Origin of the sequence: Fluviicola taffensis DSM 16823 (assembly GCF_000194605.1) — a bacterium.
In the GTDB taxonomy this organism is placed as follows: Bacteria; Bacteroidota; Bacteroidia; order Flavobacteriales_D; family Crocinitomicaceae; genus Fluviicola; species Fluviicola taffensis.
On the sequence record NC_015321.1, the window covers coordinates 3,156,259 to 3,179,198 of the forward strand.

Here is a 22,940-nt window from a genome sequence, read left to right on the forward strand (position 1 = left end):
ACAATGAATAAACTTTGGATTTTAGCCTGTGTAACTTTTGCTTCACTATCCGTGAAGGCACAGGCAACGATTGCAGATGCACGTAATTTCGCAATCGGACAAACAGCTACAATTAAAGGAGTTGTAACAAATGGAAGTGAATTGGGGTCAATTCGCTATGTACAGGACGGAACAGCTGCTCTTCCTGCCTTTGGACCTGCTTTGAACGGTGTTTTGCGAGGAGATTCGATTACAGTAACAGGTATCTTGAAAGATTACCAAGGATTATTGGAGTTAGATCCTGTTTCCAATGTAGTAAACCACGGACCAGTAACTTTACTAGCTCCTTTACCAGTTCCTCTTTCAGCAATTAACGAAATGATTGAATCTAAATTGGTACGTGTGGATAATGTCACATTTACAACAACTGGTTCTTTTGCATCTGGAAATAGTACAGTCCAAATTACTGATGGAACAACCACCATGGATATTCGTATCAATGGAACAACAAACATTGATGGAACTGCAATTCCAACAGGACCAGTTTCTATCATTGCTTTGGTAGGTCAGTTTAACGCAAACTACCAGTTGGTTCCAAGAGCTTTGAATGACATTTTTGCTTATGTTCCTCCAGCTAGAGAAATCAATGTTACAATTGGTGGTACAACTTACCTTACAGGAAGTCAGTATGCTATTGGTAATACAGCTGCAACAACAGTAACGATTCAAAATACAGGTGCAGGTAACCTAACAGTTTCAGGAGCTGCGTTTTCAGGAGCTCAAGCGGGAGACTATTCTACACCATTTACGAACACCGTAATCGCAGGAGGAGCAACAAGTACTTTAGCAATAAACTTTGCACCTGCAGGAATTGGATCTCGTTTAGCTGCATTAACAATCAATTCTGATGATGCGGATGAGGCTGCGTATGTGATCAATCTATATGGTATTGGAACAAACAATTTGGCTACAGAGCCAACTGCAAATCCAACAAACTTAACGTTCCCAACAAATAAAGCATATACATTCAGCGGATCGTTTACTCCAAGTGCAAATACGGAGAATTATTTAGTAGTTTACACGAAAAATGGAACTGCAGTTTCTGGTGCTCCAGTGGATGGAACAACTTATAAAAGAGGAGATGTTGTTGGAAACGGACAAGTAGCTTATGTTGGACCAGCGGTCAATTTTTCTCCACGCCACGTAATTGCAAACGAAACTTACAACATTGCTGTTTTTTCATTTAACGGACCTGCAGGTTTCCAAAATTACAAAACAACAGCTCCTTTAACAGGTAATATTACTTCTCAAGGACAACAAATTGCGAATTATTACAACGGAATCAATCATACAAGCACAAATTTCTTGACGTCTTTGTCTGCTTTGATTAATCCACATACGGTGATTTCTTATACCAATTACAAAATAACGTTGATGACTCAGTTTGAGGTAAGAGATACAACTGACGGAAGATCATTGGTTGTTTGTTCGTACACTGGCGAGCGTAAGATTTTTAATGATCCATTTGATTGGACAGCTCAAGGATATTCTCGTGAGCATACTTATTCTCATTCTTGGATGCCAACAAATCCTGCTGATAATCCAGCAAAACCTGAATATTCAGATCAGCACAATTTGTATCCTGTGAATCAAAATCAAGCAAATTCTCCAAGAAGTAATTTACCAATGAATGTAATTACTGGAAATGTCTTATTTACATATTTGGAAGGTAGAACAGGAATGAATGGATCTCAAATGGTTTACGAACCAAGAAATGCACAAAAAGGAAACGCTGCTCGTGCTATGTTCTACATGGCTACTGCTTATAATGGAATTTCAGGTAATAACTGGAAATTACCTGTAGCACAAGATCAAAATATTTTGAAAACTTGGCACTTGGCAGATTTACCAGATAATTATGAAATTGCACGTAACGAGTATATTTTCTCTCAGCAAAATAATCGTAACCCGTATGTTGATAGTACGCAATTTGCATGTTATGTAGACTTTTCAAATATGACTTACCTTGCGACTGGTTGTGGTAGTTTAGGTCTTAATGAAGAATTGTTGCAACAAAATTTAGTAGTTTTCCCTGTACCTGCAACAACAGAAATGTATGTGCAAGTAAATGGAACTCAAATCAACAACTACAAAATTGTTTCTTTATCTGGTCAGGTAATTGAAGAAAAAGCGAACTTAACATCTGATCTTTTGAAATTAAATACAACAGATTTCAATACTGGAACCTACTTAATTGAAGTAGAAACTCCATATGGAAAAGTTTCACGTACGTTTATCGTTGAATAACATGAAGAAAATCGTTTTTCTTTTTTTTCTAATAGGAGCAGGTCTAACGGCCTGCTCTTATCATTTGCAGATTAATGGTTCGCAACAGAACATAGATGGAACTGCAAATACTTCTGTGGAAATGGATTCTATGGTTGCGCCCTATAGAAGAGAAATGTTGAAGGAATTTGGAGTTGTCATTGGATCAACTACGACGAATTTAGTCACTGGCAGACCGAATTCCTCCTTGGGATTTTGGATTTGTGATAAGCTCATTCAACAAGCGAAGGATAGCTCTATTTTTAAAAATGAGCCAGTAGTTGCTTTTATCAATATTGGTGGTTTACGAGCAGATTTGCCAGCTGGAAACATTACTGTAGGTGATATTTATAAAGTAATGCCTTTTGATAACCGAGTTGTTTACTTGAAATTATCTCTTGACAGGTTGCCTGAAATGGAAACCTACCTGAAAGAAAAGGGAGGTGAACCGATTGGCGGATTTAAATTGCTGAATGGAAAATTGATTTTCCCAGATAATCACGCAAAAGAAGCGAATTATTTTTGGGTGGTAACTTCGGACTTTTTAGCGAATGGAGGAGATAATATGTTCTTCTTTAACAATCCATTAGAACGCATTGAAACGACTATTTTATTCAGAGACCTTATTATTGAAGCTGTTAAAAAAGAGCAAAAAATTACATTTTCTGGCGAAGAAAGAATAAATTGGTAAGATGGAACGAAGACTATTTTTACAATCCACTGGGATTTTGGCTGGAGCTGCTATCGTCGCTCCTTCATTGATGAGTGCACAGAAAAAAACGAGTAAATTGGTGATTTTACATACCAATGATACCCATTCCAATATTGATCCCTTTCCAGTCAATCATCCCAAGTTTCCGAATATGGGGGGCGTTTCTCGCAGGGCAAATTTGGTCAAATCGATTCGCGAACAAGAAGATAACGTCTTGTTGCTAGACGCTGGAGATATTTTCCAAGGAACACCCTATTTCAATAAGTTTAAAGGTGTTTTGGAGATGAAAACCATGGAAGCCATGAAGTACGATGTGGTTACTTTAGGGAATCATGATTTTGATATCGGGATGGATGCCTATAAAAGTGCTTTGTCAAATGCTAGCTTTCAAGTTGTGAATGCAAATTACGAATTAGGTTCCACGCCACTTGCTGATGTTGTAAAGCCGTATACGATAATCAAAAAGGCTGGATTTAAAATTGGAATATTTGGTTTAGGTGTTGATTTGAAAGGATTGGTTCCCGTTGAAAGTTGGAAAGGATTGGTATACCAAGATCCTATTCAAATAGCTCAAAAACAATCTGATTCATTGCGAAAGCAAGGTTGTGATGTCGTGATTTGCTTGTCTCATATTGGTTATGAATACAAAAGCAATCAAGTTTCAGACAAAGTATTAGCTGCTTCAACTTCAGGAATTGATGTAATCATCGGAGGACATACACATACCTTTTTGGAAGCCATTCAAGAATTTAAAAACAAAGAAGGGAAATCCGTTTTCGTAAACCAAGTTGGTTATGGAGGATTGAAACTTGGAAGAATAGATATTTCTTTGAGCCATGACGATAAAAATGCATCAATTGCATCAGATAATCGTTTTTTGGATGAAAGTATAGGTTAAATGATAAAAATGTAGATGCGATTAATTGCCGCGAACTCACTGTGAAAAATAGAGATTAAAAAAGCATATTGAGCGTAGTTGAGGTTTCCTTTTTGGCTTAATTCGGAATTTCTTCCAGTTGCTCCTTGGATAATTTCATAATTGCAATGCGGTCAAAACTTCCCATAATTTTTGCTTGTACAAGGATGTTTAATCCGTTATCCTCCGTTTGAATAAAATCACAGGCTGTTAGTGGAATGTTTTTTCCGAGGTATTTTTTTCCAACTAAGCTTCCTCCTAAATGATAGAGACTCAATACCAGTTGGTTACTTCTTGTGGAAGATAGGTAAGCCTTATACTGAACTTCTCCTATTGAAATATTTTTGATCAATACCGGTTTTTGTGCATCTAATTCTGATTGGCCCTGAGCAGGAATTGATTCGGCAATGTCGATGGTCGTTGGATTCAAGGAAGCATTCGGATTGTAATATAAGTTATCATAGGAAAAACGAGCTAGGGCAAACCCAGAACTTCCAGATGTAGAAATAGCAGCTAATCCTCCATTGAAACCTGCCCCGTTGTATACGCCTGTGAAATTCAGGTTCTGATCTAAGAAAACCAATGAAAAACTGTAATTGTAGAATCCATTCATGACAATATGATTGTTATCTGGAGTCACACTCACAAAGAACGGAATCCGCTTGCCATTGAATGTTACATGATTTACAATACGCTCTTCAACATCTGTAAAGATGTCCAATCCAGCTGATTGTGTGATGGTTGTTAAATCGGTTGTCAATTTATGAATTCCTGTTTGTATACTTAATCGGTCGTAATTTTGGATGTAAATGGCTGAACCTGCATTGAAAGCATACGTTGGATACAAGACATTTGGAAAATTAGACACTTCTGTCGTTGTGTGCGTACTTTCATCGATTTTTAAGATATAAGTAAATAACCCAACAGCATCCATGCAAACCAAGTAGTTTTGTCCGTTGCTCTTGATTAAATTGGGAACGGCATTTACATACTGACTTGGAAGTTCATAATTCCATAAAAATTCACCTGCATTGTCGATTTTCATTAGATGAATTCTCCAACCATCATAAGCGCTCAGAACAATGTATCCGTCATTGCTTGCTGAAGTGGTTATTCCAAGTGGATTGAAATGTTTGTTTCCATTTTGATCGTCATAAATTTTTATAAAGGAATCTTCTGGCTTCGTTTTATTTTTTTTACAGCCAATAGTACTCAGTGAAAGTCCAAAAAGAATCGTGAAAAACAGGAATCTGCTCATAGTCATGTTGTTTTATTGTCTGTAATTAATGTCTACTTTTTCTTAGAATTCCTAATGAAATAGAATTGTCGATTGGGAACATAATGGTTAATTGAAAATCTAAATTCATGAGCTTCAATTGATCCATTACATCGAGGTACTGAACGCTTAAACCTGTATAATCGGCATAGCGGTTTTTGTCATTGACTTGTGATCCGAATCCGTAGCGAAAATTACTTTCCAAACTGATGGCAAAATAATTGGCAAAATACGTAAATCCAACTCCTGCAGTGAGTCCAAAATTCGCTTTATTAATGTGTTCTGTGAGATCTGTTTCTCCCGTTCGATCAGCTGTTTTTTTGTCTACTTCGCTGTCAATATCGTAATCATAAAAAATCGTTTTTCGGGCATGATGTCTGAAATTGGTAAAAATTCCACCTTGAATATAGGGAGAGAATTGAGAGACGGTAAAATCCCATCTGACCAATAAAGGCAAGCTAATTCCGGATATTTTTTGTTCATGCATCATTTCGATTCCGAAATCTGCTCCATTTACAGTATCTGACCACGAATATGCCGTCAAATAATTGAAACTATTCGTTTGGTAAGAAGGTTGAAAAACAATCGAAAGATTTCTTTTAAATGAGTAAGAAAGATACAAGCCAAATTGCCCTCCAGAGCTTTTAAATAACGGTTCATATTCTTTTTCTAAGTTTGAATTATTGCTGGAAGATTGCGGAGTTGCGACCAACAAGCTATAGTCTTTTACCACATGAGGTTTGCTAAAATTCATTCCGCCCGATAAACCGATGTAAATTTTGTTTTTCCGGTGAACAGTATATTTCTTTTGAGCCAATCCGTGGTAACTGGAAAGAACGATTGAACTAATTAATAAAATTCGAATGTGCATCATCATTTGGTAAGGATTACTTTTTCAGTAAGCACAACACTATCATTTGCAATGAGGGTTACGAAATATGTTCCATTTGCATAGCGTGTTAAATTGAAATCCAGAACGTGTTCTCCAGGAACAGTTGGAGCATCTGTTATGTTTCCAATTGTTCGTCCAGAAATATCTTTAATCTCAATATGTACTTTGGTTTCTTTTTGCAACAAATAAGATATGTTGATACTTGAATTGGTTGGATTTGGATAGCATTTCAGCCATAAATTCTCTTTAAAAAGCTCTGTTGTACTGAGTTCTTTACATCGAATATAATCCACTCGATTATTGACGAAATTCTCAAATTTCACGTGTTGAATTGCCGCATCGGGTGCGCCAAACCAGTCCTTCACTACAGAAGTGAACACTTGACGGTAGTCATGTTGCAGCGGAATATTTCCATTTTGCAGGTTTTGTAAATCTGGATTATCTCCATAAACACCTGGATTCAGACATGTTCCGTAAATTAACATTGGAGCCGCATTTCCATGATCGGTTCCATAACTGGCATTTGAAGCTGCACGTCTACCAAATTCAGAGAAGGTCATTGTTAAAACGCGATCGGCCAATCCTAAGTTCGCCAAATCATCGTAAAATGCTTTTACAGCAGCTGAAATATGATACATCAATGCTGCGTGTGAACCCATCGTAGTATTGTTGTTGATAACCTGATTGGCATGCGTATCAAATCCGCCAATTCGACACAAGAAAATCTTTGTTCCAATTCCTCCGCTGATTAATCTGGAAACAATTTTCAATTGTGGTGCTAATGGATTGTTTAAAGCTCCGCTTGGTGCTATGAACGGATATAAATCTGGGTAAACTGTGCCTGAATTGGATCCAGCGTCATAAACATCTCTCAATCGCTCAGCATAATTATTCGACTGTCGTTCAATTTGCATGATGTATTCGATCTCGTCACCTGCATGTGTAGGAGGGAAGTTTGTAGGTTCTTCCGCACCAACACTGTTGATTAAGTTGTAAAAAGCATCTGGATTTTGAATCGAAAGTCCTGCAGGAATCCCTTGATTTCTATGAAATGCAAGAGATACACCTGTTCCCATCTCCAATGCCAATGGATCAGGAACTGCTGCGCTTGGATAGCCTGTTGGGTAGTTTGGATGATAATGCTCAAAATAACGTCCCATCCAACCAGAATTGAAGTAATCATCGTAATTTCCCCCCATGTACCAAACGTCCCGACTGCGGAAATGGGAACCATTCATGTTTTCGTACGAAACATTCTGAATAATTGCCATGTTCCCAGCATCGTACATGGCTTTTGAACCAACCATGTCTGGATGAAGTCCAACTTGTCTATTGGTTGGTAAATTTGGGTCTAGTGTAATGTAATGGCGAGTTCCACTTTGAGGAATGGCAATATTTGGACGCAAATTGTAGTAATTTCCGTATTGATTAATCGGAATAACCATGTTTAATCCATCGTTTCCACCATGCAATTGAATCAATATTAGGATTTTATCATTCAAGCTTGATTTTGCCATGTATTCTAAAAGCCCTTCTGGTTGTGCTGCATGCAATGCAATACCATTTAGTTTTAAAAGCACTCCAGTTCCTACTAAAGATGAAATGCGTACAAAGTCTCTTCTATCCATACGGCTGAGTGTTAAAATAATTGGTATTCGGGTGTTTGCATCATTGCTGTAATTAAGGATTCCAGTTGTAAACGAACATTGACATCACTGCTTGTATTCACATAATTAGCCCATTCAGCTGTCCAGTTTGCTGCTGAAAGTTGATCCAAGAGTACATTGTCTCTGAAGTAATTGAAACGAGTTGCATCCAGTGAAATAGGGAAGAGCCAGGCAACAAGTTCTTGTACAAGAATCGTTGCATCGGCTGGATTGGAACAATTTGTATCCACAAATTCTACCACATCTAATTTTAGTAGGTTTCCACTCATTCCTGTAAAGCCAGAGATGAGTAGTTCTGAAAATTTATAGCGATTCGCCAGATAATTCGAAGAAATCCAATAGCGGTGATAATCTGGAAATTGGTAATACGGTTCATATCCAGCCACATCATACGGCTCGAAGAATTGAAGTCCTTGAAGATCCAATTGTTCAATGAGTTGACTGTACATGTCGTAATGGGCTGCCAATTGGGTTGTTTTATCAGGAACAGTCAAATTGAACAAACGCAGGGTTCCAATTACTAAATCCATGGGAGATTTAATGATTGCACCAATATTATTATCCTCCGTAATTGGAGTGTCTAAATCGTAGAAATGCTCACTTTGAAATAATACTTCCAATACAGAAGTAATGTCGTAATTGTTGGCGACCAATGTATTCGCTAAAGGTTCAATGATATCTGTTTCAACTTCAGTTGTTATGTCGTAATAAACGAATTCTCTGTAAATTCTTCTACAGATGTGCCTTGCAGTATGTAGCGAATTAAATACCATTTCAATGACGTCGTCTAATTCAGTATAAACAGCTGTAACAGCTGCGTTTGATCCTGTAATATTTCCAGTTTGGATAATTTCATTATTGAAAGCTCCTGAGAATTGTTTGTTGTTCACGTCATGTTGAGATGACGTTGTTGCATTGCCTTTCACCTTTCCTGTTGGAAGATTGGTTATCGGATCAATTGTTTGATATGTATTGTCTATTCCCCAACCTGTCAAAGCTTTTGTGAGTGCTTGTACATCTTGTTCGGTGAAGTTGGTGTAATCTCCCAAACTCACTTCAATGCCTTTTCCGACTGTAAATAATTCCAAAAACTCGCGGGCAAAGTTTTCTTGTGGAACGCCTTTGATATTTAGGTTTCCGTCCAAATGAACCAACATCGCATTGTCAATGCAAATTGCTTTTGCCAAGTCTTTGTAATTTCCTAAAGCGTAAAAGCGGAGTAAACTTAGATAATCAAGTGCAAATTGTGGATTTCCTTCAATTCTACTCATAATCATTGGAAAATGGGTATGATAAAACCAGACCATTCGTTCTGTTACATTTGGTCCGGAAGAACGCATGTTTTCCATCCACCAGCTTCGCGTATAGTTGGATAGTGTTTCTGCATTTTGGTTTGTATTGACCGTATTTGGAGAAACCCAATTTGTACCACTCATTGGATCAATGGGAAGTACTGGCATTACTTGTGTTTGAGTGAGTGTAGTAAATGCTGCTTGTGCAGTCATTCCTGAAAAAGTGGAAATATCTTGCAGTTTGGGGCCTAAAGTTGCCCGACGCAACAAATGCGCGGCTCTTTGAGCTCCCAAAGTTCCTGTAATCGGATTGAGTGAAGCCATAAGTAAATAGTTGTGTTCGTTATATTTACAAAGTGTTTTTTCAAAGATCAAAAGTCGGCTGGACTTGTTTGGGAGATGAGAGAACCGCTTTGATTTTGAAATTTCGTGTATCCAAGATAGGCTATCTATTTCACAAATTCAATAAAAATTGATGTATCAATTTAAATTTTAGAAAATCATAGAATGGCTATTTTTTGCTTATTTATCCTGTGTTCAGGTAAATAAGAAGTAATGAACGAATTCAGTAGTTGTTTAATTTTTTTAGTAAATGAACAAATAGGAAGTTTGGCTGAATATTTTTTAACGAGAGATTTGGTGTATATTGATTGTAGGACGCGACGCACCGCGTCCTACAATTTGGCGTTCCCAAAAACAAAAAACCTCCAGAATTTCTTCTGAAGGTTCTAAATACTTAGAGTTATTAAGTCCTAATATCAATTCTACAAATGAATCACTTCTCCGTATGCAGCAGCAGCAGCTTCCATAACTGCTTCAGACATTGTTGGATGCGGGTGAACTGTTTTGATTAACTCATGACCAGTTACTTCCAATTTACGAATAGCAACAATCTCCGCAATCATTTCAGTTACATTAGCTCCAATCATATGAGCTCCCAATAATTCGCCATATTTCGCGTCGAAGATCAATTTCACAAAACCATCTTTCGCTCCAGCAGCAGATGCTTTACCTGATGCAGAGAATGGGAATTTTCCAATTTTGATATCCATGCCAGCTTCTTTTGCTGCTTTTTCAGTCATTCCAACTGAAGCAACTTCTGGAGAACAATACGTACATCCTGGGATATTTCCGTAATCCAACGGTTCTGGATGATGACCAGCAATTTTCTCTACACAAATAATTCCTTCAGCAGAAGCTACGTGAGCCAAAGCAGCGGTAGGAATAACATCTCCAATTGCAAAGTAACCCGGAATATTCGTTTGGTAGAAATCATTTACAAGGATTCTTCCTTTGTCAACAACGATTCCCAATTCTTCCAATCCAATATTTTCAATGTTTGCTTGAATTCCAACAGCAGAAAGAACAACATCACATTCGATTTTTTCTTCTCCTTTAGCCGTTTTAACTGTTACAACACATCCTTTTCCTGAAGTATCAACTGCTTCAACAGATGCATTTGTCATAATGTTGATTCCAGCTTTTTTGAACGATTTCTCTAATTGTTTGGATACGTCTTCGTCCTCAATAGGAACAATATTCGGTAAATATTCAACAACTGTAACTTCCGTTCCAATTGCGTTGTAGAAATATGCAAACTCAACACCAATAGCACCTGAACCAACAACTACCAATTTCTTTGGTTGTGATTTTAAAGTCATCGCCTCACGGTAACCAATAATTTTTGTTCCGTCTTGAGGCAAGTTTGGCAATTGACGAGAGCGAGCTCCTGTTGCAATGATGATTCCTTTGTCAGCAGAATATTCCGTTACTTTACCATCTTCACCAGTAACAGCAACTTTTTTTCCAGCTTTAACAACGCCAGTACCTTTAATTACATCGATCTTGTTTTTCTTCATCAAGAATTGAATCCCTTGACTCATTCCGTTTGCAACACCTCTAGAACGTTCAACCATTCCTCCGAAATCTGCTTTTGAATCCTTTACAGTAATTCCATAATCAGATGCATGTTGAATGTATTCAAACACATTTGCACTTTTTAATAGCGCTTTTGTTGGAATACATCCCCAATTTAAACAAATTCCACCCAATGAATCACGCTCTACAACTGCCGTTTTTAAACCCAATTGTGATGCGCGAATAGCAGTAACGTATCCTCCAGGACCACTTCCAATAACTATAATATCGTAATTCATTTCTTTTTTCAATAAAATGGTAATGGCACGAAATTAATCAATTCTCAGGAATTGTGAACGAATATGCCACTGAATTCAAAAGAGATTATAATCATGATTGATGCTTGATCATATTTTTACCTCAAATGCACATTTTTTTGGAGGTGTTTACAAGTCTCCTCTTTTCTTTTAAGATATGAAAACTATTGATTTTGTAAAAAGCGAGTGCGTTAGCCGAGCCATTTTTTTGCGCATTTGTGGTAAAATGAAAAATGCACTTTGTGGTAAATGGTTTGAGTATAATACTCCTTAATCTAGGTGGAATTTCTAATTTTGACAAAAACTCATCAAATGGCCCAGTATCATTTAGCAATCGAACAAGCGAATCAACAATACATTCAATTCAAAGTTATTTTTGAGAATGTAGCTCCAAATGCCATCATTCATTTACCCAAGTGGAGACCTGGGAGATATGAATTGGGTAATTTTGCAAAAAATGTGAGAGGATTCAAGGTGTTTAATCAAGAAGGAAAAACAGTTGATTTTCAAAAAGTGGATCTTTCTTCGTGGGAAATTCAGGTGAAAGAACCAACAACTATTCGCGTTGAATACAGTTATTACGCTTCTGAATTGAATGCAGGATCTACATATTTGACGAAGGAGATGCTGTATTCGAATCCAGTAAATTGTTTTATTTATCAAGATGGGAAGAAAGACGAAGCATGTGAAGTACATTTGAATATTCCTTCCGATTGGAATATTGCAGGTTCTATGGAACGTGAGGGAAATGTGCTTCGTGCAGCTAATTTTGATGAGTTAGCAGATTCACCGTTTATTTGTTCGGCATCTTTACAATACAATCAATATGAATCGCATGGAACAATCTTTCACTTGTGGTTTCAGGGAGATTGCATCGTTGATTGGTCACGTGTAATTACAGATTTCAAGGCCTTTACAGAGAAACAAATTGAGAAGTTTATTGAATTTCCAGTTCCTCACTATCACTTTTTATTTCATATCCTTCCATATAAAGCATATCATGGAGTGGAGCATCAAAAGTCTACGGTGATTTCGCTTGGACCAACCTATGATGTTTTTGGAGTTCTTTACAAAGAATTATTGGGAGTTTCATCCCATGAATTGTATCATACATGGAATGTGAAGGCTATTCGTCCTATTGAAATGTATCCTTACGATTATCAACGGGAGAATTTATCCAAATTAGGATATTTGTGTGAGGGTGTAACTACTTATATGGGCGATTTGATGTTGTATAAATCGGGAGTTTTTGATTTGAGTCAATACTTACACGAGTTTACAGGTCAATTGCAGAAACATTTCGATAATTTCGGTCGATTTCATTACTCTGTTGCAGATTCATCGTACGATACATGGCTCGACGGTTACGTTCCAGGCACACCAGGACGTAAGGTTTCTATTTATACTGAAGGTTGTTTATTGGCCTTTGTTTGCGATGTTAAAATTCGTGAGTATTCTGGAAATAAACATGGTTTGGATGAATTGATGAAGCGCTTGTATTTCAATTTTGCATTAGCTGGAAAAGGAGTGAGTGAAGCAGATTATATCGGATTATTGAAAGAACTTGCTGGCGAAAGTATCGAAGAATTGGTGAAAGATTATTTTTACGGAACACGTCCTTTTGAAGCTATTTTGACGGAAGCTTTGGAGTCGATCGGATTGGAATTGACACACAAACCCAATCAAAAATATTCGGCAGGTAGAGTAGGCTTTAAAGCGATGCAAGTAGGACCTCATTTTCAAGTAGCGGCCATTTATCCAGGTTCTCCCGCAGATATGGCTGGTTTGATGCTCAACGATGAAATAATCGCCGTAAATGATTTCAAATTAGTAGGTGATATTGACCAATGGTTGACTTATTTAGACAATCAAAACAAAAGACTAACGATTATTCGCCAAGGAAAAATAATGGAATTTCCTTTGCCAGAAGTGCAACGAAGCTTTTATTTGGAATATGGTATTCAGATCATTGAAAATCCAAATAACGCTCAGAAAAAAGCATTTGAATATTGGGGGAAATGATCCCACGGACATAAAAAAACACGTAGGAACGCGATGAGTCGCGTCTACAAAGGTTGAATAATTGAACGTTTTGAACAAAAAAAGAGGCCTAAGCCTCTTTTTTATTTTAACAGTTGAATATGTCCTGTTTTTGTGACTTTTTTATCTGAATCAGATGTTTTAAAACGAATGGTCCAGGTATAAATTCCTGTTTTGCAAAGCTCACCATTGTAAGTTCCATCCCATCCTTGTTTTGCATCATTGGATTCAAAAAGTGTTTCTCCCCAACGGTTATAAATCGTTAAGGTGTAATTGTAAGGATCAAAGCCAGAGATGAAAATGGGTGAAAATACATTGTTAAACTCATCACCATCAGGAGTGAAGGTATTTGGAACATAGAAAATTAATTCCTCTTGAATGGTTACTATTAGTTTTGCTGTATCAGGACAATTACCAGAGTTATTTGCCACTAGAGTTATCAGATAGTTTCCAGCAACTTCTGAATACGTATGACTAGGGTTAAATGAATTACTTTCATCGCCATCTCCAAAGTCCCATGAATATGTGTTGGCATTGGAGGAAGTATTGAACGTGTGGAATTCTGTATCCATTAATCCATGAACGGGGTCATTTACAGAGAATGCTGCAATCGCATTTGGTAAAACACAAATGAAATTTTTGAAAGTTGTTGTAGTTGAACACCCTGCTGGGCTAATTGAAGTAACAGTAAAATTGTCTCCAAAAGTGATAGGAGTAATGCGGTTTCAGTCGCAGATTCATCTTTTCCTCACACTGTTCAGTTAAATTTCCTTGATAGGGAATAAATTTAAAGGAGTAGTAGAACATTGTAATTTATTTCGTGTCCGAAAGATAAACGAAACAAATGAGCTCTAGTTACCTGATTATCAATAAAAAAAAAGCGTGTTGTTTAAAACACGCTTTCTAATGAATATTTTAGAATTTATAGCTAACACCCAAACTTGGTAGTATTGGGAATTGGTAGATTTTAGCATTTGTAACACGATTCACATAGAATATGTTTTTTCTATTATATGCATTCGTTACAGCTGCAACAATTTCTAGTTCTGTTTTATTCTTGAATTTAAACTGCTTTTTAACTGTAATATCTAATCTGTGGTATGTTGGAAGTCTTTTTGAATTAAATTCTCCTAACAAGACGCCAACACCTGAAGAATTACTTGTCGTATAATCTGTAGTTACACCTTGATCAAAATTTTCTTGTTGATAGAATCCAGAAGTAGGAGTAAATGGTAAGCCAGAACCAAAATTCCAACGAATATTTACCTCTAAATCTTTCTTTTTACCAAAGGCGTAAGATGCAACGATGTTGATATTATGTCTTCTGTCAAATACTGGGGCATAAGTAGTGAATCCATCCCAACGAGTCGATTTTCCATAGGAGTAAACACCCCATAAAAACAATCTATTTAATGTATATTTCAATAAAACATCCACTCCATAAGATTTTCCGCTTTCAATCAAGAAGTTCTTTTTGTAAACATCATCTTCAAATGAAAAATCATCAATGTCTTCATATAATTTGTTTACATTGATATTACTCAATTGAGGGAAGTATTTAAAATAACCTTCTACGTTTAATGACAAGTGTTTCGTTAAATCAAACTCTGTTCCAAAAATTGCGTGCCATGAATATTGAATTCCGTTTTTAGGATTTTTCAATTTACCACTTTCTGTAATGAAGTTTGCTTGAACATTCGTTGGTGCACTTAATAGCCCGTTAAACAAATTTACAACATCGCGATCGGTTGAAGCTGAAGTGAAGTTTTGAGAATAACGACCTCCAGAAAGTTTAATTCGAAAGAATTCAGTTGCATTGTATTTAACCCCAAGTCTAGGTTCAAAGGAGATGGTACCCAAACTAGCATAAGCTTGAACACGCATACCTGGTTGAATAACAAAACGCTTACTAACAAATTTGTAATTCACATAAGCTCCAATTTCAACGGTATTGTTTTGATCTTGAATTTTTGAAGCTACCTCATTGAATGTGACATAATCTGTTTTGAAAACATTGATTCCAATACCATAGTCAATTTGGCTTTCTTTCTTTAAAAAGTAGGAGAAGTCAAAGCCTAAATCTGTTCCAAATATAGAGCTTGTTCTTGGCTGTGAACCAACTTCCTCAAAGTTTGTTTTATAGCTAGAAGCTGTTAAATGTCCTTTAATAAATGTTTTTCCTCCACCAGGTAATAAAATCCAAGACAAACCTCCTCCAGCTTGTTTAAAGTTTAAAGCTGCAGTAGAATTGTAATTTACTTTATCGTAGTTGTTGAATCCGAAAACAGACACCTTTGAACCTTGCCCAGTTGCAAAAGTTAGTTTTCCATAGATATCCGTGAAATTGTAAGGCAATCCATTTCCGTCATTTACTCCGCGGTATAAATCCTTTGCAGTATAATCTAATAAAGCATGCTTAGCTGAAAAGATAAATGAGCCAGCACCAGTTCTTTTTTCATTTGCTCGATACAATGGACCTTCAACAACTAATTTTGCTAAAAATGGAGATACAGATACTTTTCCGCCAAAATTTTTCTTATTCCCGTCTCTATAAGTAATGTCCATAACGGATGAAATTCTACCTCCGTATTTTGAATCAAATCCACCTGTATAAATGTCAACGTTCTTAATTAATTCTGTTTCGAATATGGAGAAGAAACCAATAGAGTGGAATGGGTTGTAAATGGTCATACCATCTAATAATACTTTATTTTGAATGGGTGTACCACCGCGAACATATAACTGTCCACCTTGGTCACCGGTAGTCACAACACCAGGCGTTACTGAGAAAGCTGCAGTAATATCATTTTCGGCTCCTACTGCTGGGATTCGTTCTAATCCTTTTTTGTCTAATTTTGTTACAGACATTAAAACCTCTGTTGTTTTAGATTTTGTTTCTGCAGAAATCACGACTTCATCAATTCCTTCTGCATCCATTGGAATCAAATCAATTCTTAATTCGGTAACACTAGATTTAGATTGAATTGTTAATTCTTTGTTGTATTCTTTGAATTCAACTGTTTGAACCTTCAGTAAATAAGTCCCTGTGTTAACTTTTGGAATTGTAAAGAACCCGTTAACATCAGAAGTTGCACCGACTATTGATTGCGATTTATCTGTGGGAATAAGTACTACTTTTTCAAATGGAACAACCTCACTGTTTTCATTGTTGAATAAAAATCCACGAATGGTATTGTCCTGTGAAAAAGAATAAATTGAAATGGTTAAAAATATAACTAGAGAGAGAAATTGTTTCATAAGTTTTACCAATCTATTAAAGAAGTTCCGAAATTACATAATTAACAGTAATTAACGAGCCAAAAGTTCGAAAAATGATTAAACGGGTGGATTATTGATTGAACGGGTTTTAATTCAGTTTTTACGAAGAATCTTTTTGGCTTTTTCCCAATAAATATCCATCTCATCCAAGCTCATTTCACTCATGTTTTGAGCATCATCTCGAATTAGATCTTCCATCTTTTGAAAACGCGCTTTGAATTTTTGATTGGTAGATTCTAAAGCATCCTCTGGATTTACGTCAATAAATCGGGCGTAATTTACCAAGGAGAAGAGTACGTCGCCGAATTCATCTAGAATTTGATCCGAATCCTTATTTAACTGCGCTTCATGGAGTTCTGAAAATTCTTCAATGACTTTATTTTTGACGTCTTCCAATTCGCTCCATTCAAACCCTATTCCTTTTACTTTTTCTTGAATTCTCATGGCTTTTATCAGTGCTGGAAGTGTGTTTGGAACTCCTTCTAAAACAGATTTTTTACCTTCTTGTAACTTGATTTTTTCCCAATTGGCTTTCACTTCTTCTTCTGAATCGGCAGTGACATCACCATAAATATGTGGATGTCTGTTGATTAGTTTATCACAAATTCCATTCAAAACGCTTGTTACATCAAACGCTCCTAGTTCAGAACCAATCTTAGAATAAAAGACCAAATGCAAGAATAAATCACCGAGTTCTCCTTTGATCCCATTCATATCATTGGCCTGAATAGAATCTGCAAGTTCATAGGTTTCTTCTATTGTCAAATGACGCAAAGATTGAATGGTTTGTTTTTTATCCCATGGACATTTCTCTCGAAGTTCATCCATAATAATTAATAAGCGCTCAAATGCAACTAATCTTGGGTCTTGATTCATATTATTGATTGTTATTTCTATTCAACAAATGTACATAGAACAAAATTTGTAATTTTGAATTATGAAACTTGTGATGCTATTTTTTTTGCTACCTATAGTTCTCTTTGGTCAAGAGTCTAAAAAGGATAGTTGGGAGTTTTCTGTAAAAGGTAAATCCGGATTCTTGGCAGCACATAGAGGAACGATGGGGCATTTAGCAAAAGATAGACTTTTAGCAGGTGAATTTTCTTTTTATAAGCGAGTGCGTTCGAAGAGCTGGAGTTCTGATTATAGAAATCCGTATGTTGGAATAACACTTTATGGTTCCAATCTCGGGAATCGCGACATACTAGGATATGGTTTTGGGGGATATGGTTTTGTGGAGTTTCCATGGACAAGAAGTGAAAAGTTTGTATTGACTTCAAAGGTGGGGGCTGGATTAGGTATCATTACGAAGGTTTACAACAAAGATTCAAATCCCAAAAATGTACCGATGAGTAGTTATGTGAATGCCTTAATTTGTTTGGGTGTTCAGGGTAAATGGTATGTTAAACCGAATCATGGACTGATGCTTAGTTTGGATATGACCCACTTTTCAAACGGGGCAAGTAAGGTTCCGAATTTGGGGGTAAATATGATGTTTGTTGGATTGGGATATTCCTATACTGTTGCTAACAAAGAACCAAAGGTAGTTGATGCTAGAACTTTTCAGCATGTTCCTTTCTTCAAAAGTTGGAATGTTTCTCTTGTTGGAATTCTTTCTGAAAAACAGATTTTCCCAACGGGAGGAAAACGTTATCCAGTCTTCGCCTTAAGCGGGATGTTGTATAAACAGTTTAAACCAAAAGTTGGAATGGAAATAGCCTTAGATGTTATTTCAAAACAATCCATATTTAATTACCGGGAGTATATTCCGAAAACACAAGGTTCCATCATTCAAGTTGGAGCGTATCTTGGTTACAATGTTCCTTTAGATCGCTTTCGATTTGTTCTTGGAATGGGAGCTTATTTGAGAGATCGATACGATCAAGATGGTCGTTTTTATCACCGTGTTGGGATGCGTTACCAATGTGAAAATGGACTCTTATTTAACTTGGTGTTAAAATCGAACTGGGCAAAAGCGGATTATGTAGAGTATGGGGTAGGTTATACCTTTAATTATAAAGCAAGGTACCATGCGAAGTAGTTTGTTGTTTTTGAGTTTATTCTCGTTGTTAGTTTCTTGTAAAAAGGCTGAAAATAGAAAATGCTTTAAGTTTATTGGAAATCAAACGACCAAAGAAATTCCGTTAGGGAATTTTGATAGACTTGATCTAAGAGAGCACGTAGAATTTGTTATTATTCAAGACTCTTTGGATAAAGTTGTATTGAAAGGAGGCGAAAATTTATTGAATTTCATTGAGGTAGAAATTATTGATGGTACATTGACTATTGATAACAAGAATCGTTGTGGGTTTTTGAGAAATGCCAAGAAAGTGGTAGTTGCTGAAATACATTGTACAAGATTGATCAACATCCGTTTTATAGGAACTGAACCCTTGAGTAATTTGGGAACAATTCAAACAGATTTTTTTACGTTTTACAGTCGTGATGGAGCAGGGGATGTGAATTTGAATCTAAATGCAGTTTATGTATATGCTGAGGCAAATCATGGCTGGTGCAATTTTACCTTATCTGGTACAACTCAATCTGCGAGTATTTTGGTTAAAAGCAATAGTTATTGTGATGTGAGTGATTTAGTAGTCTCCGATTCGATCTACGTAGCATCTGAAACTGTTGGAGATATTAAAATCAATGCAAATAATTTGATGATTAAAGGCTACATTACTCAATCGGGAAATATTCTTTATAAAGGAACTCCGCTTGGAGTGGATGTTCTTATGAATGGAACAGGTGAAGTGAAGGCACTATAATAAAAAAAGTGAGTGCGCGATGCGTCGCACACCTTCAAGAAAATAAAAAAAATGCCTCCCGATAAATTCGGGAGGCATTTTTTTTATTTTCCTCTTTTCAATTGCATCAAAACTTTAAATGCTTTGTCTACATGATCTTGTTTAACGATAATCGTAAACTCGTTTGCTGTAGAAACGATTTCAACGATATTTAATCCTTCCCAAGCCAGGTGTTTCAAAATATAGTAGTAAATACCATAGACTTCTGAGTTTACTGCTGGAAGTTTTACTGTAATAGAAGCTAAATCTCGTGTGTGAGATTTTAAGCGCTCATTGATGAGTAAATTTTCAACTCTTGGCGAAATACTTTGAGAACAAATGACCGTAGTTTCAGTAACACCTCTACAAATCGTATAGAAAATATCTGATTCGGAGTTTACCAATTGAACTAAATCAGCTTGCTTTAAGCGCAATGATTCTGTGTTTTCAAATGTAAAATCTTCCAAGTTTGAACGAACCAAGAAATCTCCAAGTTCACCAATAATGTTGGTGATTTTGATGTTTAAGCGATGGTAAAGTCCTGGAGACATTCTTTTGATTGCCATTACGATAGCTCCTTCCTTTACTTCTTTTCCTAAAGCTTCCTCAATTTCAGGTTTGATTTTTCTAGCTAAAGAAGAAATATTGATCAAATCATCAGTCATTGCCTCACGCAAAAACGGACTTCTACCAATGATTTCTTCGGTTATTTTTCCAATTGATAACATATTTTGGTTTGAATTAATAGGTGTGCAAATTTACACAACTTGAACCTTAAAATGAGGGTTTTGTGTTAAAATCTGTACGGAATGAATAAACTAATGATTTCAATGAAGAAAATCGAATATTTGATGAACATTCAGTTTTGTTTAGATTAACAAATCATTAAAGGAAAGAAATATGATTTTTAGTGGTTAAATAGTTGTTTTATTTTTAACGAGATTTAAAACGAATTCCAATTGTTCCAATTCACTCATTTCCGAATTATCAAGCACTTGAGCGTCCTTAGCTTGAGTTAGCGGACTAATTGCTCGTGTGCTGTCAATGCGATCTCTGTGTTTCAAATTTTGTAGTATTTCTTCCATCGAATTCGTTTCTCCCTTTGCTTGAAGCTCCAAGAATCTTCTTTGAGCTCTAATTTCTGGCTTTGCCGTTACAAAAAGCTTTAATTGTGCGTTTGGGAAAACAACTGTTCCAATATCTCTACCATCCATAACAACTCCGCCCTTTGAGCCTAGTTCTTGCTGTTGTTTAACCAGGAAACTTCGCACTTCTTCGATAGCTGCAACTTCGCTCACAATATTTGCAACTTCGAGTTGACGAATCTCATCCGAAACATCTTCTTGGTTTAATAAGACAGCTCTGTTTCCTTTTTCATCCGCTTCGCCAAACTGAATGTTAATTTGAGGTAAAGATGAAACGACGCAGGATAAGTTGAGTTTGTGTGCACCAAGAACACATCCATTCCGAATACCGAAAAGTGCAACACAGCGATACATGGCTCCAGAATCAATGAACGTATAATTCATTTTTTGAGCAAGAGCTTTTGCCAATGTGCTTTTTCCACAAGATGAATATCCATCAATAGCGATGGTGATTTTTGACGCATTCTGCATACCGCGAAGTTAAGCTAAAAGTTATTTAAATGAAGTTTTTAACCATAAAAAAAGGGCTTTCACCGTAGCGAAAACCCTTCATTTTTTTATACTGTTCTAATTTATTAGAATCTCCATCCTAGACGGAAGTTTCCGATAAAGTTATTTGCGAAAGAAGATTCTTTAACTCCTGGAGTTACTTGAACTACTGGCACAGCAGCAGCAACAGTAGTCTCACGAGTAGCATCTTTTAAAGTTGTAGATTGGAATCCAAGACCCAACTCTAAACCTAAGTAAAAGTTTTGAGCGAAATAAAAGTCTGTACCAGCAACTAAATTTACTCCAAACATACTCGCTTTTGCAGTATATTTTTCATTGTGGTCTAATACATACACTGCATTACCTGCGATATAATCTGCATTTGATCCTGTTTCTTTAGCAGCACCCATTCCGAATTGAATATCCAATCCTACATATGGAGATAAACGCTCAGTTCCTTTGAAATGGTATTCACCACCAATTCCAATGTTCGTCATCGAGTTTTTAAATTCATATTTTCCAGATTCACCTGTTCCGTCAATCAATTCTTCAGCATTAATTGTTCTCTTGTTGTTGTTAAATCCAACAGTCAAACGAACTGCAAATTCAGGAATTACAAAATAACGTAAACGCAAAGCAGGAGCAGCAAATTGAAGGTTTGTTCCACCTCCAAGACCAGCAGTTAATCCCATTTGACCCTCAATAGAGAAAGGATTTCCTTCAGTTGGCTTTTGAGCCATTACAGCAGTGGAAAGAATAATTCCACCTAATAGTAAACTTAACTTTTTCATATTATAAATTATTATTGGTTGGTACGAAATTACGGATTAAATAAATCGGTGTAAACAAAAAATGTCAACAAATTACAGTTAACAACTTAAGATTAAGTTCTAATTATTCGTGTAAAATAGTCAAATTCAAGGAGGTGTTTACTTTTTTGAAAGTAGAAAATTTAATGTTAATCCATGCTGTCCACCAGCAGCAGAGTAGATGTACCAACCGTAATCAATACTGAATCGTTTAAATGCAAAACCAGCTCCAAAACTGAACCCAGCTAAACCTCCTCGTCCTACGATTGCGAGTTCTTTTCTTCGTTGATAATCGAAAGCAGTGCTAAGGTGGAATTTTTTGCCAATCAAAATTTCTAGTTGAATTTTTGCATGTCGGGCTAAATTTTCAAAGAACCCCGCTTTTTTTACTTGAATAGAGTCTCCCGTTAATGGATCTATCCGACCTTGTGCATTTGGATCATTGTAAGCCAAATTCCATTTTTGCAAGTGCTGTGCTACCAAGCTAAATCTAAATGGGGCGTGTTTCAATTTATGAGAAATACCTAATTGAACTTCCAATGGTAGTGGATTTCTTTCTTTGGTATATCCTTTCCATTGTGCTCCTAAGTTTTTAATGACTCCAACAAGGGTTAAGTTTCTTGCTGAATCTCTGTAAAGTCCTGCAATATCTAAGCTTGTTCCAAATGCGGTGTAAGAATCTAATTGTGAATAGAGAATGTTGAATGTTGCACCAACAGACATTCGTTGGTTAAAAGCATGTTGCGCGCTGGCACCAAGTATGAAATCTCCAGGTGAAAAAGTTCCACTTTCAATTCCCAATTCGTCTGTACGCTTCATTTTCCCATAAGCTGTATACCGAAAATTGAGCATACCCATGGTTTTGTGAATTTTGCGGGCATAGGTGAGTGCTCCTGTATTAACGCCACTACTCATGATGGTTTGGTTGAACCCAAATTTACCGTTCATTTGATCATTCAAAATCGCAGGATTGTTTAATGCCAAGTTTAAATCGCTGTCATAAATGGTTATAGCATCACCTCCAAGCCCCATGGTGCGGGCATTGTACTGAGTATTTAAATTTTGAAATGCATATTTCCCTCCAGTTTGTGCTTGGGTAAGCATAGGAGCTAGAAATAGTATTACAAGTCGCAGTTTATAATTCATATGGGGAGATAAC

The 22,940-nt window shown here is 36.4% G+C and carries 18 protein-coding genes; 6 read left to right on the plus strand and 12 right to left on the minus strand.

The window, feature by feature from the left end:
* Positions 1 to 3 precede the first annotated feature (3 nt).
* The 3 genes from FLUTA_RS20885 to FLUTA_RS13760 are packed head-to-tail and all read left to right on the plus strand — an operon-like array spanning position 4 to position 3,914.
* Positions 4 to 2,286, plus strand: a complete 2,283-nt coding sequence (locus FLUTA_RS20885; protein WP_013687492.1) for an endonuclease — start codon at positions 4 to 6, stop codon at positions 2,284 to 2,286.
* The gene (locus FLUTA_RS13755) at positions 2,252 to 2,995 is read left to right on the plus strand and encodes a 5'-nucleotidase C-terminal domain-containing protein (RefSeq protein ID WP_013687493.1); all 744 of its coding nucleotides are present in this window, start codon (positions 2,252 to 2,254) and stop codon (positions 2,993 to 2,995) included. Before FLUTA_RS20885 ends, FLUTA_RS13755 begins: the two co-directional genes overlap by 35 nt.
* Position 2,996: 1 nt before the next feature.
* The gene (locus tag FLUTA_RS13760) at positions 2,997 to 3,914 is read left to right on the plus strand and encodes a bifunctional metallophosphatase/5'-nucleotidase (protein WP_013687494.1); all 918 of its coding nucleotides are present in this window, start codon (positions 2,997 to 2,999) and stop codon (positions 3,912 to 3,914) included.
* Between the two features lie 97 nt (positions 3,915 to 4,011).
* On the opposite strand, the gene FLUTA_RS13765 is transcribed toward FLUTA_RS13760, so the two are convergent.
* The 5 genes from FLUTA_RS13765 to lpdA form a co-directional block, all read right to left on the minus strand.
* Positions 4,012 to 5,190 (minus strand): hypothetical protein, encoded by a 1,179-nt coding sequence (locus FLUTA_RS13765; protein WP_013687495.1) that lies wholly within the window; start codon positions 5,188 to 5,190, stop codon positions 4,012 to 4,014.
* Between the two features lie 25 nt (positions 5,191 to 5,215).
* Entirely contained in the window at positions 5,216 to 6,085 is an 870-nt protein-coding gene (locus tag FLUTA_RS13770) for a porin family protein (RefSeq protein WP_013687496.1), read from the minus strand.
* Positions 6,082 to 7,728, minus strand: a complete 1,647-nt coding sequence (locus FLUTA_RS13775; protein WP_013687497.1) for a DUF1501 domain-containing protein — start codon at positions 7,726 to 7,728, stop codon at positions 6,082 to 6,084. The genes FLUTA_RS13770 and FLUTA_RS13775 overlap by 4 nt, the downstream gene beginning before the upstream one ends.
* 11 nt (positions 7,729 to 7,739) lie before the next feature.
* On the minus strand, positions 7,740 to 9,383 hold the full coding sequence (locus FLUTA_RS13780) for a DUF1800 domain-containing protein (protein ID WP_013687498.1): 1,644 nt from the start codon (positions 9,381 to 9,383) through the stop codon (positions 7,740 to 7,742).
* A 440-nt stretch (positions 9,384 to 9,823) separates the two neighbouring features.
* Positions 9,824 to 11,215 (minus strand): dihydrolipoyl dehydrogenase, encoded by a 1,392-nt coding sequence (gene lpdA, locus FLUTA_RS13785; RefSeq protein WP_013687499.1) that lies wholly within the window; start codon positions 11,213 to 11,215, stop codon positions 9,824 to 9,826.
* 330 nt (positions 11,216 to 11,545) lie between these two features.
* On the opposite strand from lpdA, the gene FLUTA_RS13790 reads away from it, so the two are divergent.
* Positions 11,546 to 13,255 (plus strand): M61 family metallopeptidase, encoded by a 1,710-nt coding sequence (locus FLUTA_RS13790; RefSeq protein ID WP_043024332.1) that lies wholly within the window; start codon positions 11,546 to 11,548, stop codon positions 13,253 to 13,255.
* A 101-nt stretch (positions 13,256 to 13,356) separates the two neighbouring features.
* Here the strand turns inward: FLUTA_RS13790 and FLUTA_RS13795 are convergent, their stop codons facing one another.
* The 3 genes from FLUTA_RS13795 to mazG all read right to left on the minus strand — a co-directional run bounded on the left by FLUTA_RS13795 (position 13,357) and on the right by mazG (position 17,428).
* Entirely contained in the window at positions 13,357 to 13,845 is a 489-nt protein-coding gene (locus FLUTA_RS13795; protein ID WP_043023831.1) for a T9SS C-terminal target domain-containing protein, read from the minus strand.
* A gap of 343 nt (positions 13,846 to 14,188) precedes the next feature.
* On the minus strand, positions 14,189 to 16,531 hold the full coding sequence (locus FLUTA_RS13800) for a TonB-dependent receptor (RefSeq protein ID WP_013687501.1): 2,343 nt from the start codon (positions 16,529 to 16,531) through the stop codon (positions 14,189 to 14,191).
* A 114-nt stretch (positions 16,532 to 16,645) separates the two neighbouring features.
* On the minus strand, positions 16,646 to 17,428 hold the full coding sequence (gene mazG / locus FLUTA_RS13805) for a nucleoside triphosphate pyrophosphohydrolase (RefSeq protein WP_013687502.1): 783 nt from the start codon (positions 17,426 to 17,428) through the stop codon (positions 16,646 to 16,648).
* 73 nt (positions 17,429 to 17,501) lie between these two features.
* On the opposite strand from mazG, the gene FLUTA_RS13810 reads away from it, so the two are divergent.
* Both FLUTA_RS13810 and FLUTA_RS13815 read left to right on the plus strand, forming a co-directional pair.
* Entirely contained in the window at positions 17,502 to 18,593 is a 1,092-nt protein-coding gene (locus FLUTA_RS13810; protein WP_245545480.1) for an acyloxyacyl hydrolase, read from the plus strand.
* Entirely contained in the window at positions 18,583 to 19,320 is a 738-nt protein-coding gene (locus FLUTA_RS13815; RefSeq protein WP_013687504.1) for a GIN domain-containing protein, read from the plus strand. Before FLUTA_RS13810 ends, FLUTA_RS13815 begins: the two co-directional genes overlap by 11 nt.
* A gap of 83 nt (positions 19,321 to 19,403) precedes the next feature.
* Here the strand turns inward: FLUTA_RS13815 and FLUTA_RS13820 are convergent, their stop codons facing one another.
* From FLUTA_RS13820 to porQ, 4 genes are all read right to left on the minus strand, one after another.
* Positions 19,404 to 20,066 (minus strand): hypothetical protein, encoded by a 663-nt coding sequence (locus tag FLUTA_RS13820; RefSeq protein WP_013687505.1) that lies wholly within the window; start codon positions 20,064 to 20,066, stop codon positions 19,404 to 19,406.
* Positions 20,067 to 20,252: 186 nt separating this feature from the next.
* Positions 20,253 to 20,954 (minus strand): (d)CMP kinase, encoded by a 702-nt coding sequence (gene cmk / locus FLUTA_RS13825; protein WP_013687506.1) that lies wholly within the window; start codon positions 20,952 to 20,954, stop codon positions 20,253 to 20,255.
* Between the two features lie 104 nt (positions 20,955 to 21,058).
* Positions 21,059 to 21,763: a porin family protein gene (locus tag FLUTA_RS20890; protein ID WP_013687507.1), complete on the minus strand. Its 705-nt coding sequence runs from the start codon at positions 21,761 to 21,763 to the stop codon at positions 21,059 to 21,061.
* Between the two features lie 138 nt (positions 21,764 to 21,901).
* Positions 21,902 to 22,927 (minus strand): type IX secretion system protein PorQ, encoded by a 1,026-nt coding sequence (gene porQ / locus FLUTA_RS13835; protein WP_013687508.1) that lies wholly within the window; start codon positions 22,925 to 22,927, stop codon positions 21,902 to 21,904.
* Positions 22,928 to 22,940: the final 13 nt, after the last annotated feature.